The organism is Comamonas sp. JUb58 (assembly GCF_004364775.1).
Classification (GTDB): domain Bacteria; phylum Pseudomonadota; class Gammaproteobacteria; order Burkholderiales; family Burkholderiaceae_C; genus Comamonas.
Map to the genome: position 1 here is coordinate 24,210 of NZ_SOAL01000026.1, position 15,804 is coordinate 40,013.

Annotated in this window: 16 protein-coding genes; 12 read left to right on the forward strand and 4 right to left on the reverse strand. The window is 64.9% G+C overall.

Annotated features, from left to right (window positions below; genetic code table 11):
• Window positions 1–19 precede the first annotated feature (19 nt).
• The 11 genes from EDF71_RS22245 (at window position 20) to EDF71_RS22295 (ending at window position 10,038) form a co-directional block, all read left to right on the forward strand.
• Entirely contained in the window at window positions 20–1,501 is a 1,482-nt protein-coding gene (locus EDF71_RS22245) for a sodium:solute symporter family protein (RefSeq protein WP_133858720.1), read from the forward strand.
• 102 nt (window positions 1,502–1,603) lie between these two features.
• On the forward strand, window positions 1,604–1,894 hold the full coding sequence (locus EDF71_RS22250) for an FmdB family zinc ribbon protein (RefSeq protein ID WP_133858721.1): 291 nt from the start codon (window positions 1,604–1,606) through the stop codon (window positions 1,892–1,894).
• 15 nt (window positions 1,895–1,909) lie between these two features.
• Window positions 1,910–2,548 carry a DUF502 domain-containing protein gene (locus tag EDF71_RS22255; RefSeq protein ID WP_027011103.1) on the forward strand — a complete coding sequence of 213 codons (639 nt, stop codon included), beginning with the start codon at window positions 1,910–1,912 and terminating at the stop codon, window positions 2,546–2,548.
• A gap of 41 nt (window positions 2,549–2,589) precedes the next feature.
• Window positions 2,590–4,398 carry an aspartate--tRNA ligase gene (gene aspS / locus EDF71_RS22260; RefSeq protein ID WP_133858722.1) on the forward strand — a complete coding sequence of 603 codons (1,809 nt, stop codon included), beginning with the start codon at window positions 2,590–2,592 and terminating at the stop codon, window positions 4,396–4,398.
• 182 nt (window positions 4,399–4,580) lie between these two features.
• Window positions 4,581–5,372, forward strand: coding sequence for a CsgG/HfaB family protein (locus tag EDF71_RS22265; RefSeq protein WP_208301118.1), 792 nt, complete (start codon window positions 4,581–4,583; stop codon window positions 5,370–5,372).
• Window positions 5,373–5,374: 2 nt separating this feature from the next.
• On the forward strand, window positions 5,375–5,860 hold the full coding sequence (gene nudB, locus EDF71_RS22270) for a dihydroneopterin triphosphate diphosphatase (RefSeq protein WP_133858723.1): 486 nt from the start codon (window positions 5,375–5,377) through the stop codon (window positions 5,858–5,860).
• A complete protein-coding gene (locus tag EDF71_RS22275; RefSeq protein ID WP_133858724.1) occupies window positions 5,857–6,612 on the forward strand; it encodes an endonuclease/exonuclease/phosphatase family protein in 756 nt (251 codons plus the stop codon). The genes nudB and EDF71_RS22275 overlap by 4 nt, the downstream gene beginning before the upstream one ends.
• Window positions 6,613–6,745: 133 nt before the next feature.
• Entirely contained in the window at window positions 6,746–7,477 is a 732-nt protein-coding gene (gene folE, locus EDF71_RS22280; RefSeq protein ID WP_133858725.1) for a GTP cyclohydrolase I, read from the forward strand.
• 78 nt (window positions 7,478–7,555) lie between these two features.
• On the forward strand, window positions 7,556–8,446 hold the full coding sequence (locus EDF71_RS22285) for a DMT family transporter (protein ID WP_133858726.1): 891 nt from the start codon (window positions 7,556–7,558) through the stop codon (window positions 8,444–8,446).
• 3 nt (window positions 8,447–8,449) lie between these two features.
• Window positions 8,450–9,307, forward strand: a complete 858-nt coding sequence (locus EDF71_RS22290; protein ID WP_133858727.1) for a DUF429 domain-containing protein — start codon at window positions 8,450–8,452, stop codon at window positions 9,305–9,307.
• 71 nt (window positions 9,308–9,378) lie between these two features.
• Window positions 9,379–10,038 (forward strand): LysE family translocator, encoded by a 660-nt coding sequence (locus tag EDF71_RS22295; protein ID WP_133858728.1) that lies wholly within the window; start codon window positions 9,379–9,381, stop codon window positions 10,036–10,038.
• Window positions 10,039–10,078: 40 nt separating this feature from the next.
• On the opposite strand, the gene EDF71_RS22300 is transcribed toward EDF71_RS22295, so the two are convergent.
• Window positions 10,079–10,471 carry a tautomerase family protein gene (locus EDF71_RS22300; protein WP_133858729.1) on the reverse strand — a complete coding sequence of 131 codons (393 nt, stop codon included), beginning with the start codon at window positions 10,469–10,471 and terminating at the stop codon, window positions 10,079–10,081.
• A gap of 104 nt (window positions 10,472–10,575) precedes the next feature.
• On the opposite strand from EDF71_RS22300, the gene EDF71_RS22305 reads away from it, so the two are divergent.
• Window positions 10,576–11,433 (forward strand): LysR substrate-binding domain-containing protein, encoded by an 858-nt coding sequence (locus EDF71_RS22305; protein WP_133858730.1) that lies wholly within the window; start codon window positions 10,576–10,578, stop codon window positions 11,431–11,433.
• 4 nt (window positions 11,434–11,437) lie between these two features.
• Here the strand turns inward: EDF71_RS22305 and EDF71_RS22310 are convergent, their stop codons facing one another.
• From EDF71_RS22310 to EDF71_RS22320, 3 genes are all read right to left on the reverse strand, one after another.
• Complete coding sequence (locus EDF71_RS22310) at window positions 11,438–12,778, reverse strand: tetratricopeptide repeat protein (protein WP_133858731.1); 1,341 nt, start codon at window positions 12,776–12,778, stop codon at window positions 11,438–11,440.
• A 17-nt stretch (window positions 12,779–12,795) separates the two neighbouring features.
• Window positions 12,796–14,202: an amidase gene (locus tag EDF71_RS22315; RefSeq protein WP_133858732.1), complete on the reverse strand. Its 1,407-nt coding sequence runs from the start codon at window positions 14,200–14,202 to the stop codon at window positions 12,796–12,798.
• A 108-nt stretch (window positions 14,203–14,310) separates the two neighbouring features.
• Complete coding sequence (locus EDF71_RS22320; protein WP_133858733.1) at window positions 14,311–15,801, reverse strand: ABC transporter substrate-binding protein; 1,491 nt, start codon at window positions 15,799–15,801, stop codon at window positions 14,311–14,313.
• Between the last annotated feature and the right edge of the window lie 3 nt (window positions 15,802–15,804).

Consider the following 15,804-nt stretch of genomic DNA (forward strand, 5'->3'; position numbering starts at 1 on the left):
GCTTTGCAGGAGTGACAACGTGCTGCTCTACATGGTGATCGCCTACCTATTCGTAACCATTGGCGTGGGGCTGTGGGCCGCCAGGCGGGTCAAGAACACTGCAGATTTCGCCGTTGCCGGCCGCCATCTGCCGCTGTTCATGATCATCACCACCACCTTTGCGACCTGGTTCGGCTCCGAGATCGTGCTGGGAGTGCCGGCCAAGTTCATCGAAGGCGGCCTGCGCAATGTGGTGGAAGACCCGTTTGGCGCCGGCATGTGCCTGATCCTGGTGGGCATGTTCTTTGCGGCCAAGCTCTACCGCATGAACCTGCTGACCATCAGCGACTACTACCGCAAGCGCTATGGCAGCGCGGTGGAAATCATCTGCTCGCTGATCATCATGCTGAGCTACCTGGGCTGGGTCTCTGCCCAGGTCACCGCCCTGGGCCTGGTGTTCAACCTGCTGTCGGGCGGCGCGGTCAGCATCCCCATGGGCATGGTGATCGGCGTGGTGTCCATCCTGGCCTATACCTTGTTTGGCGGCATGTGGTCGGTGGCAGTCACCGATTTTGTGCAGATGATCATCCTCGTGGTGGGCCTGATGGTGCTAGCCTTCTTCGCATCGGACATGGCCGGCGGCGCCGGCAAGGTGATCGACCTGGCCACCAGCCGCGATCTGTTCCAGTTCTGGCCCGAGCCGAGCTGGCATGACATCGTCTTCTTCTTTGCCGCAGCCATCACGATGATGCTGGGCTCGATCCCGCAGCAGGACGTGTTCCAGCGCGTGATGTCGGCCAACACCGAAAAATCGGCCGTGCGCGGCACCATCATCGGTGGCTCGGCGTACATCCTGTTCGCCTTTGTGCCCATGTTCCTGGTGGCCAGTGCGCTGATCATCATGCCCGAGGCCACTTCGGCCCTGCTCAAGGACGATCCGCAAAAAGTGCTGCCCACGCTGGTGATGGAGAAGATGCCCTTTGTGATGCAGGTGCTGTTCTTTGGCGCGCTGCTGTCGGCCATCAAGTCCTGCGCATCGGCCACCTTGCTGGCCCCGAGCGTGACCTTCACCGAGAACATCTGGCGCCAGTTCCGCCCCAAGGTGAGCGACCGCGAAAACCTCAAGACGATGCGCATCAGCGTGCTGGTGTTCAGTGCCTGCGTGCTGGCTTACTCGATCCGCATGCAAGGCACCCCCATCTATGAACTGGTCTCGGGCGCGTACCAGGTGCCGCTGGTCGGCGCCTTTGTGCCGCTGGTGATGGGCCTGTACTGGAAGCGTGCCACCACCCAGGGCGCGCTGCTGGCGGTGTTCCTGGGCATCGGCATCTGGCTGGCGGGCCTGAACATGGCCTGGGGCGCTGCCTTCCCGGCCCAGCTGGCCGGCGTGCTGGCCGCCTTTACCGGCATGGTGCTCGGCTCGCTGCTGCCCCAAGCCATCCGCAACCAGAAGACGGATGTGCAGGCCTTTGTGGCTGCTAGCGCGCCTGCTGCCAGCGGCGCAGCGGTGGCGGGGCGCTGAGCGGGGCGCCTTGAGGAGGGCCGTGGTGCTTAGCCCGCGGCCCGGATCGGTTTTGCAACCCGCCTATAATCAAGAGTTTCCCTCCGTTTTCTTACACGCGCGATGCCTATTTACGCCTACAAGTGCAGTGCCTGCGGCTATGCCAAGGATGTTTTGCAAAAAATATCGGATGCGCCTCTGACGGACTGCCCCGAGTGCAAGCAAGCCAGCTTCTCCAAGCAACTGACGGCCCCAGGGTTCCAACTCAAGGGCACGGGCTGGTACGCCACCGATTTCAGCGGCAAGTCGGCCGCGGCGGCTCCGGCCAGCGCGCCTGCTGCCGATGCGGCTGCGCCCGCACCAGCAGCAACCCCCGCACCTGCACCGGCTGCCAGCGGCGGCTCGGCGGTCTGAGGGCTGACGGCGGTGATGGCTTCCCTGCGTAAATGGTTGCTGACCGGGCTGCTGGTCATTGTGCCGGGGGTCATCACGGTCTGGGTGCTCAACTGGATCATCGGCACGCTCGACCAGACCTTGCTGATCCTGCCGCAGCACTGGCAGCCTGACGAGGTCCTGGGATACCATATCCCCGGTTTCGGCGTGGTGCTGACCTTGGCGATCCTGCTGATCGTCGGCGGCATTGCCAGCAATTTTGTCGGCCGCAAGCTGGTGGCCTGGGGCGATGCGCTGGTCAGCCGTATTCCGGTGGTGCGCTCGATCTACTCGAGCGTCAAGCAGGTGTCCGACACCTTGTTTTCCGAGAGCGGCAATGCCTTTCGCACCGCCGTCATGGTGCAGTGGCCCCATCCCGGCATGTGGACCATCGGTTTTGTGACCGGCGCGCCCAGCGGTGAGCTGGACAGCCACCTGCACCAGAGCCCGGACAGTGCCGATACCGCGTTTGTCAGCGTCTACGTGCCCACCACGCCCAACCCCACGGGTGGCTACCTGGTGATGGTGCGCAAGAGCGACTGCATTGAATTGAACATGAGCGTGGATGCTGCGCTTAAATACATCGTCTCGATGGGGGTCGTGGCTGCGCCCGATGTCCCCACGGGGTCTAAATAACTGAGAACTAAGGCACCTTCATCGGTGCAGGAAGATTGGCTATGGCAATGCGTTCCCAATACTGCGGTCAAGTGACCGAAGCCCAGATGGGCGAAACCGTGAGCCTGTGCGGCTGGGTCAATCGCCGCCGTGACCACGGTGGTGTGATTTTCATCGACCTGCGTGACCGCGAAGGCTATGTGCAGGTGGTCTGCGATCCTGACCGCGCCGAGATGTTCAAGGTGGCCGAAGATGTGCGCAATGAGTTCTGCGTGCAGGTCAAGGGCCTCGTGCGTGCCCGTCCTGAAGGCACCACCAATGACTCGATCAAGAGCGGCAAGATCGAAGTGCTGTGCCACGAGCTGACCGTGCTCAACGCCTCGGTGACGCCTCCGTTCCAGATCGACGACGAGAACCTGTCGGAGACCGTGCGCCTGACCAACCGCGTGCTGGACCTGCGCCGCCCCGTGATGCAGCGCAACATGATGCTGCGCTACAAGACGGCCATCCAGGTGCGCAACTTCCTGGACAAGGAAGGCTTTATCGACATCGAAACGCCGATGCTGGGCAAGAGCACGCCCGAAGGCGCGCGTGACTACCTGGTGCCCAGCCGCGTGCACGACGGCGAATTCTTCGCGCTGCCCCAGTCGCCCCAGCTGTACAAGCAGATGCTGATGGTGGCCGGCTACGACCGCTACTACCAGATCACCAAGTGCTTCCGTGACGAAGACCTGCGCGCTGACCGCCAGCCCGAGTTCACGCAGATCGACTGCGAAACCTCGTTCCTGAACGAAGAAGAGATCCGCGCCATTTTCCAGCGCATGATCAAGGAAGTGTTCCAGACCCAGCTGAATGTGGATCTGGGCGAGTTCCCGATCATGACCTACCAGGACGCGGCCTTCCGCTTTGGTTCGGACAAGCCTGACCTGCGCGTCAAGCTGGAATTCACCGAACTGACCGACGTGATGAAGGACGTGGACTTCAAGGTCTTCTCCGGCGCTGCCAACATGAAGGGCGGCCGCGTGGTGGGTCTGCGTGTGCCAGGCGGCGCGCGCGAGCAGGGCGGTCTGTCGCGTGGCGACATCGACGCCTACACCGACTTCGTCAAGATCTATGGCGCCAAGGGCCTGGCCTACATCAAGGTCAACGAGCTGGCCAAGGGCCGTGACGGCCTGCAGTCGCCGATCGTCAAGAACATCCATGACGCCGCGATTGCCGAGATCCTCAAGCGCACCGAAGCGCAGGACGGCGATTTGATCTTCTTTGGCGCTGACAAGGAAAAGATCGTCAACGACGCCATCGGCGCGCTGCGCATCAAGATCGGCCACAGCGCCTTCGGCAAGAGCACCGGCCTGTTTGAAGACCGTTGGGCACCGCTGTGGGTGGTGGACTTCCCGATGTTCGAACACGACGAGGAAAACGACCGCTGGGCGGCCGTGCACCACCCCTTCACCTCGCCCAAGGACGGCCATGAGGACCTGATGGACACCGATCCCGGCAAGTGCATCGCCAAGGCCTACGACATGGTGCTGAACGGTTGGGAACTGGGCGGTGGCTCGGTGCGTATCCACCGCGCCGATGTGCAGTCCAAGGTGTTCACGGCCCTGAAGATCAGCGCCGAAGATGCACGTGCCAAGTTCGGCTACCTGCTGGATGCGCTGCAGTACGGCGCGCCTCCCCACGGTGGCCTGGCCTTCGGTCTGGACCGTCTGATCACCTTGATGACCGGCTCCGAGTCGATCCGCGACGTGATCGCCTTCCCCAAGACCCAGCGCGCCCAGGACCTGCTGACCCAGGCACCATCGCCTGTGGACGAGAAGCAGTTGCGCGAGCTGCACATCAAGCTGCGCAACCCAGCCGGCGCGCAGTAAGCGGACCGCGCGGTGCATGGGCCTGCCTGATGCACGGCGCCGCCACAAGGCCAAAGCCCTCCAGGCTTTGGCCTTTTTTGTCATTCTGGGGCGCTATGCTCTGGCCTGACTGACAGATTGCAAAGGTAGCCATGCAAGCGATGACTGCGACTTCCAACCGAACCGGGCGCTGGCTGCGCGGCATGGCCTGGGCTGCCATCGCGCTGGCCTTGGCCGGCTGCGGCGAGAAAAAGACCGAGCTGGGCGAGGGCGGCTCGGAAGTCTCCGGCTCGGCCGGGCCGGCGGGCGGCCAGGGCGCGCATGCCAGCCTGGAGCGCTGCGATGAGCCGATCGCGACGGTGGCCCTGCTGGAGAACCCGCGCGGCTATGTGATGCCCAGCAGCGTCAACCTGCCGCCCACCCCCGTGCCCCTGGTGCGTTTGCTGATGCAGCAAAGCGGCTGCTTTCGCGTGGTGGACCGGGCCGGAGGCCTGCAGGGCACCATCCGCGAAGGCGAGCTGCAGGATGCCGGCGTGCTGCGCCCCAATGGCACGGTGCAAAAGCGCAAGGGCTATGAGGCCCAGTACACGATGGTGCCCAACCTGACCTTCAGCGAGCAGGATGCCGGCCGGGGTCTGGCGGGCATCATCGCGATGATCCCGGTGCTGCGCGATATCGCGGGCCTGGCCGGTGTGGCCGAGCAGGTCAAGTTCAAGGAGGCGCAGACCGCCTTGTTCCTGACCGACAACGAAACCACCGAGCAGGTCGCAGCCGCCACCGGCTCGGCCCGCGCCACCGACCTGGGCGTGGGCGGCGTGCTGCTGGGCCGCCTGGGTGGCGGCGCTGGCATGGGCTGGAGCAATACCAATGAGGGCAAGGTGATCGCCGCTGCCTTCCTGAACGCCCACAACCTGATGGTGCAGCAGGTGCGGTTGCTGCAGGCCAAGGCCTTGCCACCGGCCGTGGCCACCCGCAAGCCCGAGGCCCAGCGTTGAAGATGCAAGCGACCCCAGGCGCCAGCCTACCCTACAAGCTGCCCCGTTCGGTGCTGGTCATCATCCACACCGCCGATCTGCAGGTGCTGCTGCTGCGCCGCGTCAGCCAGATGGAGGGCCAGGACTACTGGCAGCCTGTGACCGGCAGCCAGGACAGCGATAGCGAGAGCTGGCAGAAGACGGCGATCCGCGAAGTCTTCGAAGAAACCGGCATCGATGCCCAGAAGCCCGGCTGCGTGCTGCGCGACTGGGATCTGGAGAACACCTACCCGATCTACCCGGCCTGGCGCCACCGCTATGCGCCCGATGTCTGCATGAACACCGAGCATGTGTTCAGCTTGCAGGTGCCGTCCTACACCAAGATCGTGCTCAGCCCGAGGGAGCACACCGCCCATGCGTGGCATGATTGGCATGAGGCAGCAGAGCGCTGCTATTCCATCTCGAACAGCGAAGCCATTCTGTGGCTGCCGAGGTTCATAGCTTCATGACCGATACTCACGACGATTTACCCATTCTGCGGGTAGCGACCTACAACATCCACAAGGGCGTGCAGGGCCTGGGCCCCGTGCGCAGGCTGGAGATCCACAACCTGGGCCTGGCCATCGAGCAGATGGATGCCGACATCATCTGCCTGCAGGAAGTGCGCAAGGACAACCGCAAGGAAGAAAGCTTCTTCAACAACTGGCCCGAGCAGAACCAGGCGGATTTTCTGACCCCGCTGGGCTACACCGCCGCCTACCGCACCAATGCCACCACGCGCTGGGGCGAGCATGGCAATGCCTTGCTCACCCGCTGGCCGATTCTGGAATCCAACCACCGCGACATCTCCGACCACCGCTTCGAGCAGCGTGGCCTCCTGCATGTGGCGATGGAGATTGCCGGCCAGCGCATCCACACCATCGTGGTGCATCTGGGCCTGGTGCATGGCAGCCGTCTGCGCCAGACGGCCTTGATCCATGAGTTCATCAAGGCCCATGTGCCCGATGACGAGCCCGTAATTGTCGCGGGCGACTTCAACGACTGGGGCTTTCAGGTCAAGCGCATGCTGGCCGGTTTTGGCCTGTTCGAGTACGACGAGCAGCCGCTGATGACCTATCCCTCGCGCCTGCCCGTTGTGCAACTGGACCATGTCTATGCCCGGGGTTTGACGCCCTGCGGCCTGTTTGTGCCCCGGGGCCGAATCTGGTGGCGCATGTCCGACCATCTGCCCTTGATTGCCGAGTTCCGGCTGCGCGACTGAGGCCAAAACCGCTTTTCGGCTTTTGGGCGCCGGATGCTATCGAATCCATAGCTTTTACCCTTTTCTTGCGCTGGCCTAAGGGCGAGAAACACCTTATGCTTGCGGGTCTGCAATCGCTGCTACCATCCCCGCTATGTTTACAGAACTATCCGATCCGAATAAAGCACCCGCCAGCGACGAAGGCACGCCGGTGTCCGTCAAGATCCGTGAGCGGATAGTGGCAGCACAGCAGCGCTTCCATGCCAATGACAACATCTCCGAGTTCATCGAGCCCGGTGAGCTCGAGCAGCTGCTCGACGAAGTCGAGAGCAAGATGCAGGGCGTGCTTGACAGCATGGTCATCAACACCAAGGATGACCACAACACCCGCAATACCGCGCGCCGTGTCGCCAAGATGTACCTGACCGAGGTGTTCAAGGGCCGCTATGTGCCCCAGCCCGAGGTGACCGCCTTCCCCAATGCCGAGCACCTGAACGAGCTGATGATCGTCGGCCCGATCACCGTGCGCAGCGCCTGCAGCCACCACCTCTGCCCGGTCATCGGCAAGGTCTGGATCGGCGTGCTGCCCAACAAGAACACGAATGTGATCGGTCTGTCCAAATACGCCCGTCTGGTCGACTGGGTGCTGGGCCGCCCCCAGATCCAGGAAGAGGCCATCGTGCAGCTGGCCGATCTGATCATGAAGAAGACCCAGCCCGATGGCCTGGCCGTGGTGCTGGAGGCCTCGCACTTCTGCATGTCCTGGCGCGGTGTGCGCGAGATGGACTCCAAGATGCTCAACTCCGTCATGCGTGGCGAGTTCCTGAGCAACCCTAATCTGCGGCGCGAGTTCCTGTCGCTGATTCCACAGCGCGCAGGCAACTGATCTGCACCCTGACCTTGTGACACCCGGGCCCGCCCCGGGTTATTTTTTTCCCGCCTCGCTTCTTCTGTCCCGCCAGCCATGACGCTCCACGCTTTCACGCTCATCATCGCGGCCGGCATCATCCACGCTTTCTGGAACATCGTCGCCAAGAAAGCCGGTGGCGATGCCCGCTTCTCGCTGTTCACCTCGGTGCTCAATGCGCTGGTGTGGCTGCCGGTGGGCTGGTGGGTGGGCAAGGATGTGGTGCCGCAGTGGGGCAGCACCGAATGGGCCTTTGTCTCGGCCAGCGCCTTGCTGCATATCTTTTACTTTGTCACCCTGCTGCGCGGCTACCGGGTGGCCGACCTGACCGTGGTCTACCCGCTAGCGCGTGGCAGCGGGCCGCTGATCTCGTCAATGGTGGCGGTGCTGTTTCTGGGCGAGCATCTGTCGAGCCTGGGCGCCGTGGGCATTGCCGCCGTGGTGGCGGGTGTGTTTCTGATTGCTGGCGGCCCTGCCATGCTGCGTGCCGCTACCCGGCCCGGCCCCGGCGAGGCCCGCGACCGCACCATCAAGGGCCTGTACTACGGCCTGCTGACAGGCCTGTTCATCGCCGCCTATACGGTGGTGGACAGCTATGCCGTCAAGGTGCTGCTGCTGTCGCCCATCTTGCTGGACTACATGGGCAACCTGGTGCGTGTGGTGATGCTGGCGCCGCTGGGCGTGATGAACTGGGGCGAGACCCGGCGCCTGTGGCTGCAGCAGTGGCGCTTTGCGCTGGTGGTTGCCATCTTCAGCCCCATGGCCTATGTGCTGGTGCTGTATGCGGTGCAGACCGCGCCCATCTCGCATGTGGCGCCTGCGCGTGAGGTCTCGATGCTGTTTGCCGCGCTGATTGGCGGCAAGCTGCTGGGCGAGGGCGACCGCCTGCTGCGCATTGCCGGCGCGCTGCTGATTGGCGTAGGCGTGGTCGCGCTGGGATTGGGCTGAGCGATGCCAAAGGCCGCACTGCCACCGGTACTGGGCTGCGATTTCAGCAGCAGCCCGAGCCGGCGCAAACCTGTGGTGGTGGCCTGGGGCCAGCTGGATGCCGAAGCGGGCACGGTGGCGCTGCAGGGCTTTCACAGCTTTGCCAGCTTGGCGCAGTGGCAGGACTTTTTACAGCAGCAGCCAGCCTGGGTCGGCGGCTTTGACCTGCCGTTTGCACTGCCGCGCGCGCTCGTCAGCCAACTGGGCTGGCCCAGCGACTGGCAGGCCTGCATGCTGCACTACGCCAGCATGGAGCGCAGCGAGATCCGCACCCTGTTCAAGGCCTTTTGCGATGCCCGGCCCGCCGGCGGCAAGTTTGCCCACCGCGCTACCGATGGGCCCGCAGGCTCCAGCCCCTCGATGAAATGGGTCAACCCACCCGTGGCCTGGATGCTGCATGCCGGCCTGCCCCGGCTGCTGGATGTGGGCGCTGATTTTCCGGGCCTGCTGCGCAGAGAGAGTGCCCGCGTCGCGCTGGAGGCCTACCCCGGCATGCTGGCGCGCGAACTGATCGGCCGGCGCAGCTACAAAAGCGATGACCGCCAGCGCCAGACGCCCGAGCGCGCCCAGGCCAGGGCAGAGTTGCTGGAGGCCTTGCAGCAAGGCGCCCATTCACTGCAGCTGCGCCTGCTGGCCAGCCCGGCGCAGCTGGGCAGCATGCGGGATGATGCCGGTGGCGACCACCTCGATGCCGCCATCTGCATGTTGCAGGCGGCCTGGGGCCTGCGCTGCCATTTACAGGGCGATGCGCTCTATGGCCTGCCGCCGGGCACCGATCCGCTGGAAGGCTGGATTCTGACGGCGCCGCTGTCGCGCGCGTAGGTTGGGGCGGAGACAGCGCGCAGGGCGGCAGGCCATAATGTGCCGGTCCTGAGCCCTGATAAGACCTTGCCATGCCCACTTTCCAATCCCTGCTGGCCTTTTTTGGTGTTGCCGTGTTGTTGGCGCTGTCGCCCGGGCCGGACAACCTGTTTGTGCTGATGCAATCGATCCAGCGCGGCTGGCGCGTGGGCATTGCCGTGGTGGTGGGCCTATGCCTGGGTGTGGTGGTGCACACCACGGCGGTGGCGCTGGGGCTGGCAGCGGTGTTTGCGGCGTCCAGCATGGCATTCACGCTGCTCAAGTGGTGTGGCGCGGCCTATCTGGCCTACCTGGCTTGGGGAGCCTGGCGGGCACCGGTGGCTGCAGATGCATCTGCTAGCAGCGCGGCTGCCAGCGGAAGCGGTCGGGCGGACATCGCGGGCAAGGACCTGCTGGTGATGGTGCGCCGTGGCGTGATGATGAACCTCACCAACCCCAAGGTGCTGATCTTCTTCCTGGCCTTTTTGCCGCAGTTTGCCGACCCGGCCATCGGCCCGGTTGGCCCGCAGATCTTTGCCTTTGGCGCCGTGTTCATCCTGGCGGCCTTCCTGGTGTTTGGCGCCATTGCGCTGTTCTCGGGCGCTTTTGGCAACCTGCTGCTGCGCTCGCCGCGCGCGCAGTTCTGGCTCAACAAGGTCACCGCCGTGGTGTTTGTGGGCCTGGCAGTCAAGCTGGCCACCGCGCAGCGCTGAGGCGCTGTCAAGACCCCAGCGGCTGCGCGGGCGGGCCGCTTTAGCCGTGGTGGTAGCGGTATTCCTGCGTCTTGCCGCCATAGCCATAGGCGGCGGCGCGGGCATCGATCACATGCACATAGGACACCGGATGCAGCTTGGGCATCAGGCCGGCCATCGTGTCGTAGACCGCTTGCAGGTAGCGCGCCTTTTCGGCCTTGGTATTGGTCTCGTCGGTGATGCTGATGTCCAGCTGAAAGGCCGACTGCCCCAGCTCCTCCAGCGTCTGGCCGGCAATCCACCAGTCCTGTGCAGCGACCTGCGTGAAGGCGATGGCAATCACCTCGGGGCGCTTGCCCAGAATATCTTGCGTGAGCTGGGCGATGGCCTGGCTGATCTGTTGCTGGCGCTCGGCATGGCGGGGGCCGGAGAGTTGGATGGCGATGTGGGGCATAAAAGGCTCCTGGGTTGAACAATGGGCCCATTGTGTGAGCCCTCTATGCATTTGAAAAACGGGAAGATATGATGACTTCCATCTGATAAACCGTTGGATAGACCATGGCCCCTCTGGACCTCTCCCAGCTCCGCACCCTGATCGCCGTCGTCGAGGCCGGTAGCCTGACCGCCGCTGCACCCCAGCTGTTTCTGTCGCAGTCGGCGGTGAGCGAGCAGATCAAGAAGCTGGAAGACTGCATTGGCAAGCCGCTGCTGCTGCGCAGCAAGACTGGCGTGCTGCCCACGGCGGCTGGCAGCCAGCTGCTGGGCCATGCGCGGGCGCTGGTGGGCATGGCCGACCATGCCTTGCGCGACATGCGCGGCTTGGCGCTGCAAGGCGCGCTCAAGCTGGCGGTCACTGATTACTTCAAACCCGATGCGCTGGCGCGCATGCTCAAGGCCTTGGCCGAACGCCACCCTGCCGTGCGGCTGGAGGTCAGCGTGCTGCGCAGCGCCGAGGTGGAGGCCGCCTATGCCCAGGGCCAGTGCGACCTGGGCCTGGTGATGGCGCTGCCCCCTTTCAAGCAGCGCCTGCAGTTGCTGGGGCCGGAGGAGCCGCTGGTCTGGGCCCGTGCCCGGCAATGGGCCGCCGAGCCCGGCCAGCCGCTGCCCTTGCTGGTGCTGCCCGACAGCTGCGCGCTGCGCCACTATGCCGAGACGCGTTTGCGCCAGCAGGGTGTGGACTATGTGCTGGCCCACCAGGCCTCGGGCGTCGCCGGCCTGCAGTCGGCCATTGCGGCGGGACTGGGCGTGGCATGCATCAACGCTGCGGTGCTGACCGAGGCGATGGCGCCCGTCCTGCCCGGCGCGGGCCTGCCGCGCCTGAGCCGCGTGCGCTTTGGCCTGCTGCCGGTGCAGGGCGCAGAGCCGGCCCTGGTGCAGCAGGTGCGGGCCTTGCTGCAATCGGATTGGGTCGCTTAAAAGATCAATGGGCCAGCGCCGATGGCAGACCCAGGCCCTGGTAAATGCGCCGCATATGCGCGGCCAGGCGTTTGGACTGCGGCTGCTGGTTGTGCCAGGGCTGCACCAGGTTTTGCAAGGCCGTCCACTGGCCGCTGTGCCGCAGGGCGCTGCAGTAGAGCTGGCTGAACAGGTCGCGCTGGGCATGGCTGCCGCCGACTTCGACCAGGCGCGCAATCAAGGGCCCCAGCTGCTGGGCGGCCTGCTGGTACTGGCCTTGTGCATGGGCCAGCAGGCCATGCGCTGCGGGCAGGCAGACCTCCTGCCAGGCGGTGCGCAGCCGGGGCTGCAGCTGCGCATCGGCATGGCTTTGCATGCTGGCCAGCAGTTGCTGCGCGGCCTGCCATTGCCCGGCACGGGCCAGGCCGTAGAGGTATTGCAAATCCAGAAATGGCAGCACATGGTCGTGCTGGCGCTGCAGCAGATAGGGGCTGAGCTGCTGCCAGCGCTGGCCCACATCGACGCCCTCCAGCTCCAGCCGCGCCAGCAGCGAGATGGAGCCGATCTGGTCCTGCGAATAGGCGGGCACCACGCCCCAGACCTGGCTGTCATGCAGCTGCAGGGCTTCGTCGTGGCGCGCATCCTCCATCAGGAACAGTGCCAGGTGCCACCAGTTGTGCGTCTGCATGAAGGAGTTGAGCCCCGTCCAGCTGCTGCTGGCGCCTTGCATAAAGGTCAGGCCTTCGTCCACGCGGCCTTCGGTCAGCAGCACATGGGCCAGCGCATGGTGGGCCCAGGGCTCTTTGAAACGCAGCTGCAGCGCATGGCGTGCCGCGTGCTCGGCCTGGCCCAGCAGATGGCATTGCTCATAGGCAAAGGCCAGCATGCCGTGGAAATAGGGGATATCGGCGCAGTGCGGCTGGGCAGCCAGCGCCATGCGCAGCATGGCTGGAGAATCGCCCAGGTTGAAGGCATGGTAGTGCGCGAGCTTGAGCGCGGCCAGATCGCGGGGGTAGTGCTGGACCAGCGCCTCCAGCCTTTGCGCGGCCAAGGGCGTGTCGCCATCGGCCCAGGCCTCGATGGCGGCCAGCCATTGCGTTTCGCGGTCATGGGCCTGCGCCAGCTGGGTACGGGCGCGCTGCAAAAAGGGCCGCGCCTGCTGGGCGGCATGGGCATCTTCGGCAAACAGATGGAGGGCGGCGCACCAGGTTTGCACCAGCGGGCTGGGGTCCTGCGCGGCAATGTCCAGAATGCGCAGCACGCGCATTTCGCAGGCGGCAAAGCCTTCTGCAAAATCGTTCAGATAGGGCAGCGCGGCCGCATCGCTGCTGACCGGGTTGCCATACAGGTCGTGCTGCCAGGCCATGCGCTGCACTCCCCGGATCAGGCCTGGGGCGGCTGGGGCCAGGGCTTTTGCGGGCCGCGGATCTGCTCGAAAGCCCGAGACAGCTGCAGCACACCCAGGTCGTCAAAACGTGCACCAGCAATCTGCAGGCCAATGGGCAGGCCGGCAGCGGTGTAGCCGCAGTTGATGGAGGCAGCCGGCTGCTCCGACATGTTGTAGGGGACGGTAAAGCCGATGTGCTCCAGCGGGCGCATGGGGTCGTTGGTGGGCGATGCCCATTCGGCATCAAAGGCGACGTGTGGCGCTACCGGCGAGATCACAAAGTCAAAGGCGCTGCAGGCCTTGACGGTGGCCAGGCGCACCTGGTGGAACTGCTGGCTGGCCTGGAAGACCGCGCTGCCGCTCATGCCCTCGGCGCTCTCGGCCCAGCTGCGGATATAGGGCAGCACCTTGTCGCGCTGCGCGCTGCTGAGCGCCTGCAGATCGCTGAGCGAGCGCATGCGCCAGAAGCGGTCCATGCCGTCCAGCATCGCCGGCGTCATGAAGGGCTGCATTGGTGTGATCTGGGCGCCAGCGGCTTCCAGCAGCGCAGCGGCCCGCTCGATGGCGGCGCGCACCTCGGGCTGCAGCGGCAGGCCGCAGCCGGCATCGAGCAAGAGGCCAATGCGCTTGCCCTGGATAAAGTCCACGCCGGTGGTGGCCACGCTGCTCCAGGCAATGTCCTGCGGCGGCAGGCTCATGGTGTCGCGCACATCGGGGGCCGACAGCACCTGCATCATCAGTGCCGAGTCATCCACGCTGCGGGTCATCGGGCCAGCGGCGCGGCCTTGGTAAGGCGGGTCGATGGGGATGCGGCCCAGGCTGGGCTTGAGGCTGTAGATACCGCACCAGCTGGCTGGCAGGCGCAGAGAGCCGCCGATGTCGGTACCGATGTGCAGCGGCCCGTAGCCTGCGGCGGCTGCGGCACCGCCGCCCGCGCTGGAGCCGCCCGGGCCCTTGCTCAGGTCCCAGGGGTTGCGCGCCAGCGGGTGGAAGCTGGACAGGCCCGACGACAGCATGCCGTAGTCGGGCATCGTGGTCTTGCTGAAGCAGATCGCATGGGCCTCGCGCAGGCGGGCTGCGGGCGGTGCATCGGCGGCTGCGGGCACCAGGGTGACGGCAGCTGTGCCAGCGGGCAGCGGGTCGCCCTGGGTGGCAATGTTTTCCTTGATGGTCACCGGCAGGCCATCGAGCAGGCCGGCGGGTGCACCCTTGTGCCAGCGCGCCTCGCTGGCGCGTGCCTGCGCCAGTGCCTCTTCAGGCCGGTACAGGTAGGTGGCGCAGAGGCGCGGCTCCCACTGCGCGACATGGTCGATGACGGATTGCATGACATCGACGGGGGAGAGTTCTTGCTTTTGGTAGGCGGCCAGCAGCGCTGTGGCGGGCCAATCGTGCAACGCGGTCATATCGGGCAGAGGTTGTGAAAAGGGTAGGGACGCGGAATGAAAAACGCCCATCTCGACAGGGCCGTAGATGGGCGGTGTGTTGGTGTTCAGCCTAGCGCAAGCAGGGGCCTATGACCAGTACATGGATGACAGGTCGTTGATGAAGATCGGCATGTCCTTCCACAGGCCACGCACGTTCTTGGCGGCAATGGTCACCCACTGCGGCTGGTACAGGTAGACGTTGGCGGCATCTTCGGCCAGCAGGCGCTGGGCCTCGCCCAGCAGGCGAGAGCGGTCGGCCGGGCGGGCTTCGAGCTTGATCTGCTCGAACAGCTTGTTGAACTTCTCGGACTTGTAGCCCCAGTAGTAATCGGGCCGGGTGTAGTTCTCCAGGTCGAAAGGCTCGACGTGCGAGATCAGCGACAGGTCGTAGTTCTTGTTGGTGTAGGTGCCCGAGAGCCACTGCGCCCATTCCACATTCTGCAGCTTGACCTCGACACCGATTTTGGCCAGTTGCGCGGCAATGATCTCGCCGCCCTGGCGCGCGTAGGGCGTAGGGGGCAGGGTCATGCTCAGGCTCAGCGGCGTCTTCACGCCAGCCTCGGCCATCAGCTTCTTGGCCTTTTCCACATCGAAGGGGTTGATGCCGGTGGTGTCCACATAGCCATAGGCGCCAGGCACATAGTGGCTGCCGATGGGCACGCCCAGGCCTTCGGCTGCGCCGGCGATGACGGCCTTGCGGTCGATGGCGGCAGACAGCGCACGGCGTACACGCACATCGTCGAGCGGCTTGCGGCGCTCGTTGATGGCGACGATGGTCTTGGCGCGCGAGCCGGAGATGACCACTTGGTAGCGCGGATTGGTCTTGAACTGGTCGATGCCACGGGCCGAGACGCGCGGGAAGACATCCACATCACCGGCCAGCAGCGCAGCGACTTGCGCAGCGGCATCGGAGATGAAGCGGAAGGTGGCGCGGCGGATGCGGATGCTGCCGGGGTTGCGGTACTGCGGCCAGGCATCCAGGGTGATAGACGCGCCCTTGCTCCAGTTGCCCAGCTTGTAGGGGCCGGTGCCGATGGGCTTGGTGGCGTTGCTGTCGGCGCTCTTGGGGTCGACGATGATCGAGGTGGCCTGGCCCAGAACAAACAGCAGGTCCGGGTCGATTTCCTTGTTCAGGATCACCACCGTGTGGTCGTCCACCACCTGGGCCGTCAGGTTGGCGAAGGTGCGCTTGTCCTTGTTGGTGCTCTTCTCGCCGGCAGCGCGGTCAAAGGAGAACTTCACGCTGTTGGCGTTGAAGGGCTCGCCATTGTGGAAGCTCACCCCTTTGCGCAGCTTGAAGGTATAGCTCTTGAGGTCGGGCGAGACCTCCCAGCTCTCGGCCAGCAGTGGCGAGACGCTGCCATCCGAGTTGATTTTGGTCAGCGTCTCGTAGAGGTTGTAGTGGGTGATCTCGGCGATCGACGAAGCAGCGCCGGCGGTGGGGTCCAGCCCTGGTGGTTCCAGCGTCATGCCCAGCACAACGGTGTCTTTCTTGGCCTGCGCCTGGGCCATGCCAGGCAGCCACAGTGGCAGCGGTGCCAGGGTGCCTGCGGCAAGCAGGTGTCTACGGTTCAGCATCCG

Coding starts and splice junctions, on each gene's coding strand:
- EDF71_RS22295 (WP_133858728.1), top strand. CDS start 9,379: ATGCCCACTTTCCAATCCCTGCTGGCCTTTTTTGGTGTTGCCGTGTTG.
- EDF71_RS22300 (WP_133858729.1), bottom strand. CDS start 10,471: ATGCCCCACATCGCCATCCAACTCTCCGGCCCCCGCCATGCCGAGCGC.
- EDF71_RS22310 (WP_133858731.1), bottom strand. CDS start 12,778: ATGGCCTGGCAGCACGACCTGTATGGCAACCCGGTCAGCAGCGATGCG.
- nudB (WP_133858723.1), top strand. CDS start 5,375: ATGCAAGCGACCCCAGGCGCCAGCCTACCCTACAAGCTGCCCCGTTCG.
- EDF71_RS22265 (WP_208301118.1), top strand. CDS start 4,581: ATGGCCTGGGCTGCCATCGCGCTGGCCTTGGCCGGCTGCGGCGAGAAA.
- EDF71_RS22305 (WP_133858730.1), top strand. CDS start 10,576: ATGGCCCCTCTGGACCTCTCCCAGCTCCGCACCCTGATCGCCGTCGTC.
- folE (WP_133858725.1), top strand. CDS start 6,746: ATGTTTACAGAACTATCCGATCCGAATAAAGCACCCGCCAGCGACGAA.
- EDF71_RS22285 (WP_133858726.1), top strand. CDS start 7,556: ATGACGCTCCACGCTTTCACGCTCATCATCGCGGCCGGCATCATCCAC.
- EDF71_RS22250 (WP_133858721.1), top strand. CDS start 1,604: ATGCCTATTTACGCCTACAAGTGCAGTGCCTGCGGCTATGCCAAGGAT.
- EDF71_RS22255 (WP_027011103.1), top strand. CDS start 1,910: ATGGCTTCCCTGCGTAAATGGTTGCTGACCGGGCTGCTGGTCATTGTG.
- aspS (WP_133858722.1), top strand. CDS start 2,590: ATGGCAATGCGTTCCCAATACTGCGGTCAAGTGACCGAAGCCCAGATG.
- EDF71_RS22320 (WP_133858733.1), bottom strand. CDS start 15,801: ATGCTGAACCGTAGACACCTGCTTGCCGCAGGCACCCTGGCACCGCTG.
- EDF71_RS22315 (WP_133858732.1), bottom strand. CDS start 14,202: ATGACCGCGTTGCACGATTGGCCCGCCACAGCGCTGCTGGCCGCCTAC.
- EDF71_RS22290 (WP_133858727.1), top strand. CDS start 8,450: ATGCCAAAGGCCGCACTGCCACCGGTACTGGGCTGCGATTTCAGCAGC.
- EDF71_RS22275 (WP_133858724.1), top strand. CDS start 5,857: ATGACCGATACTCACGACGATTTACCCATTCTGCGGGTAGCGACCTAC.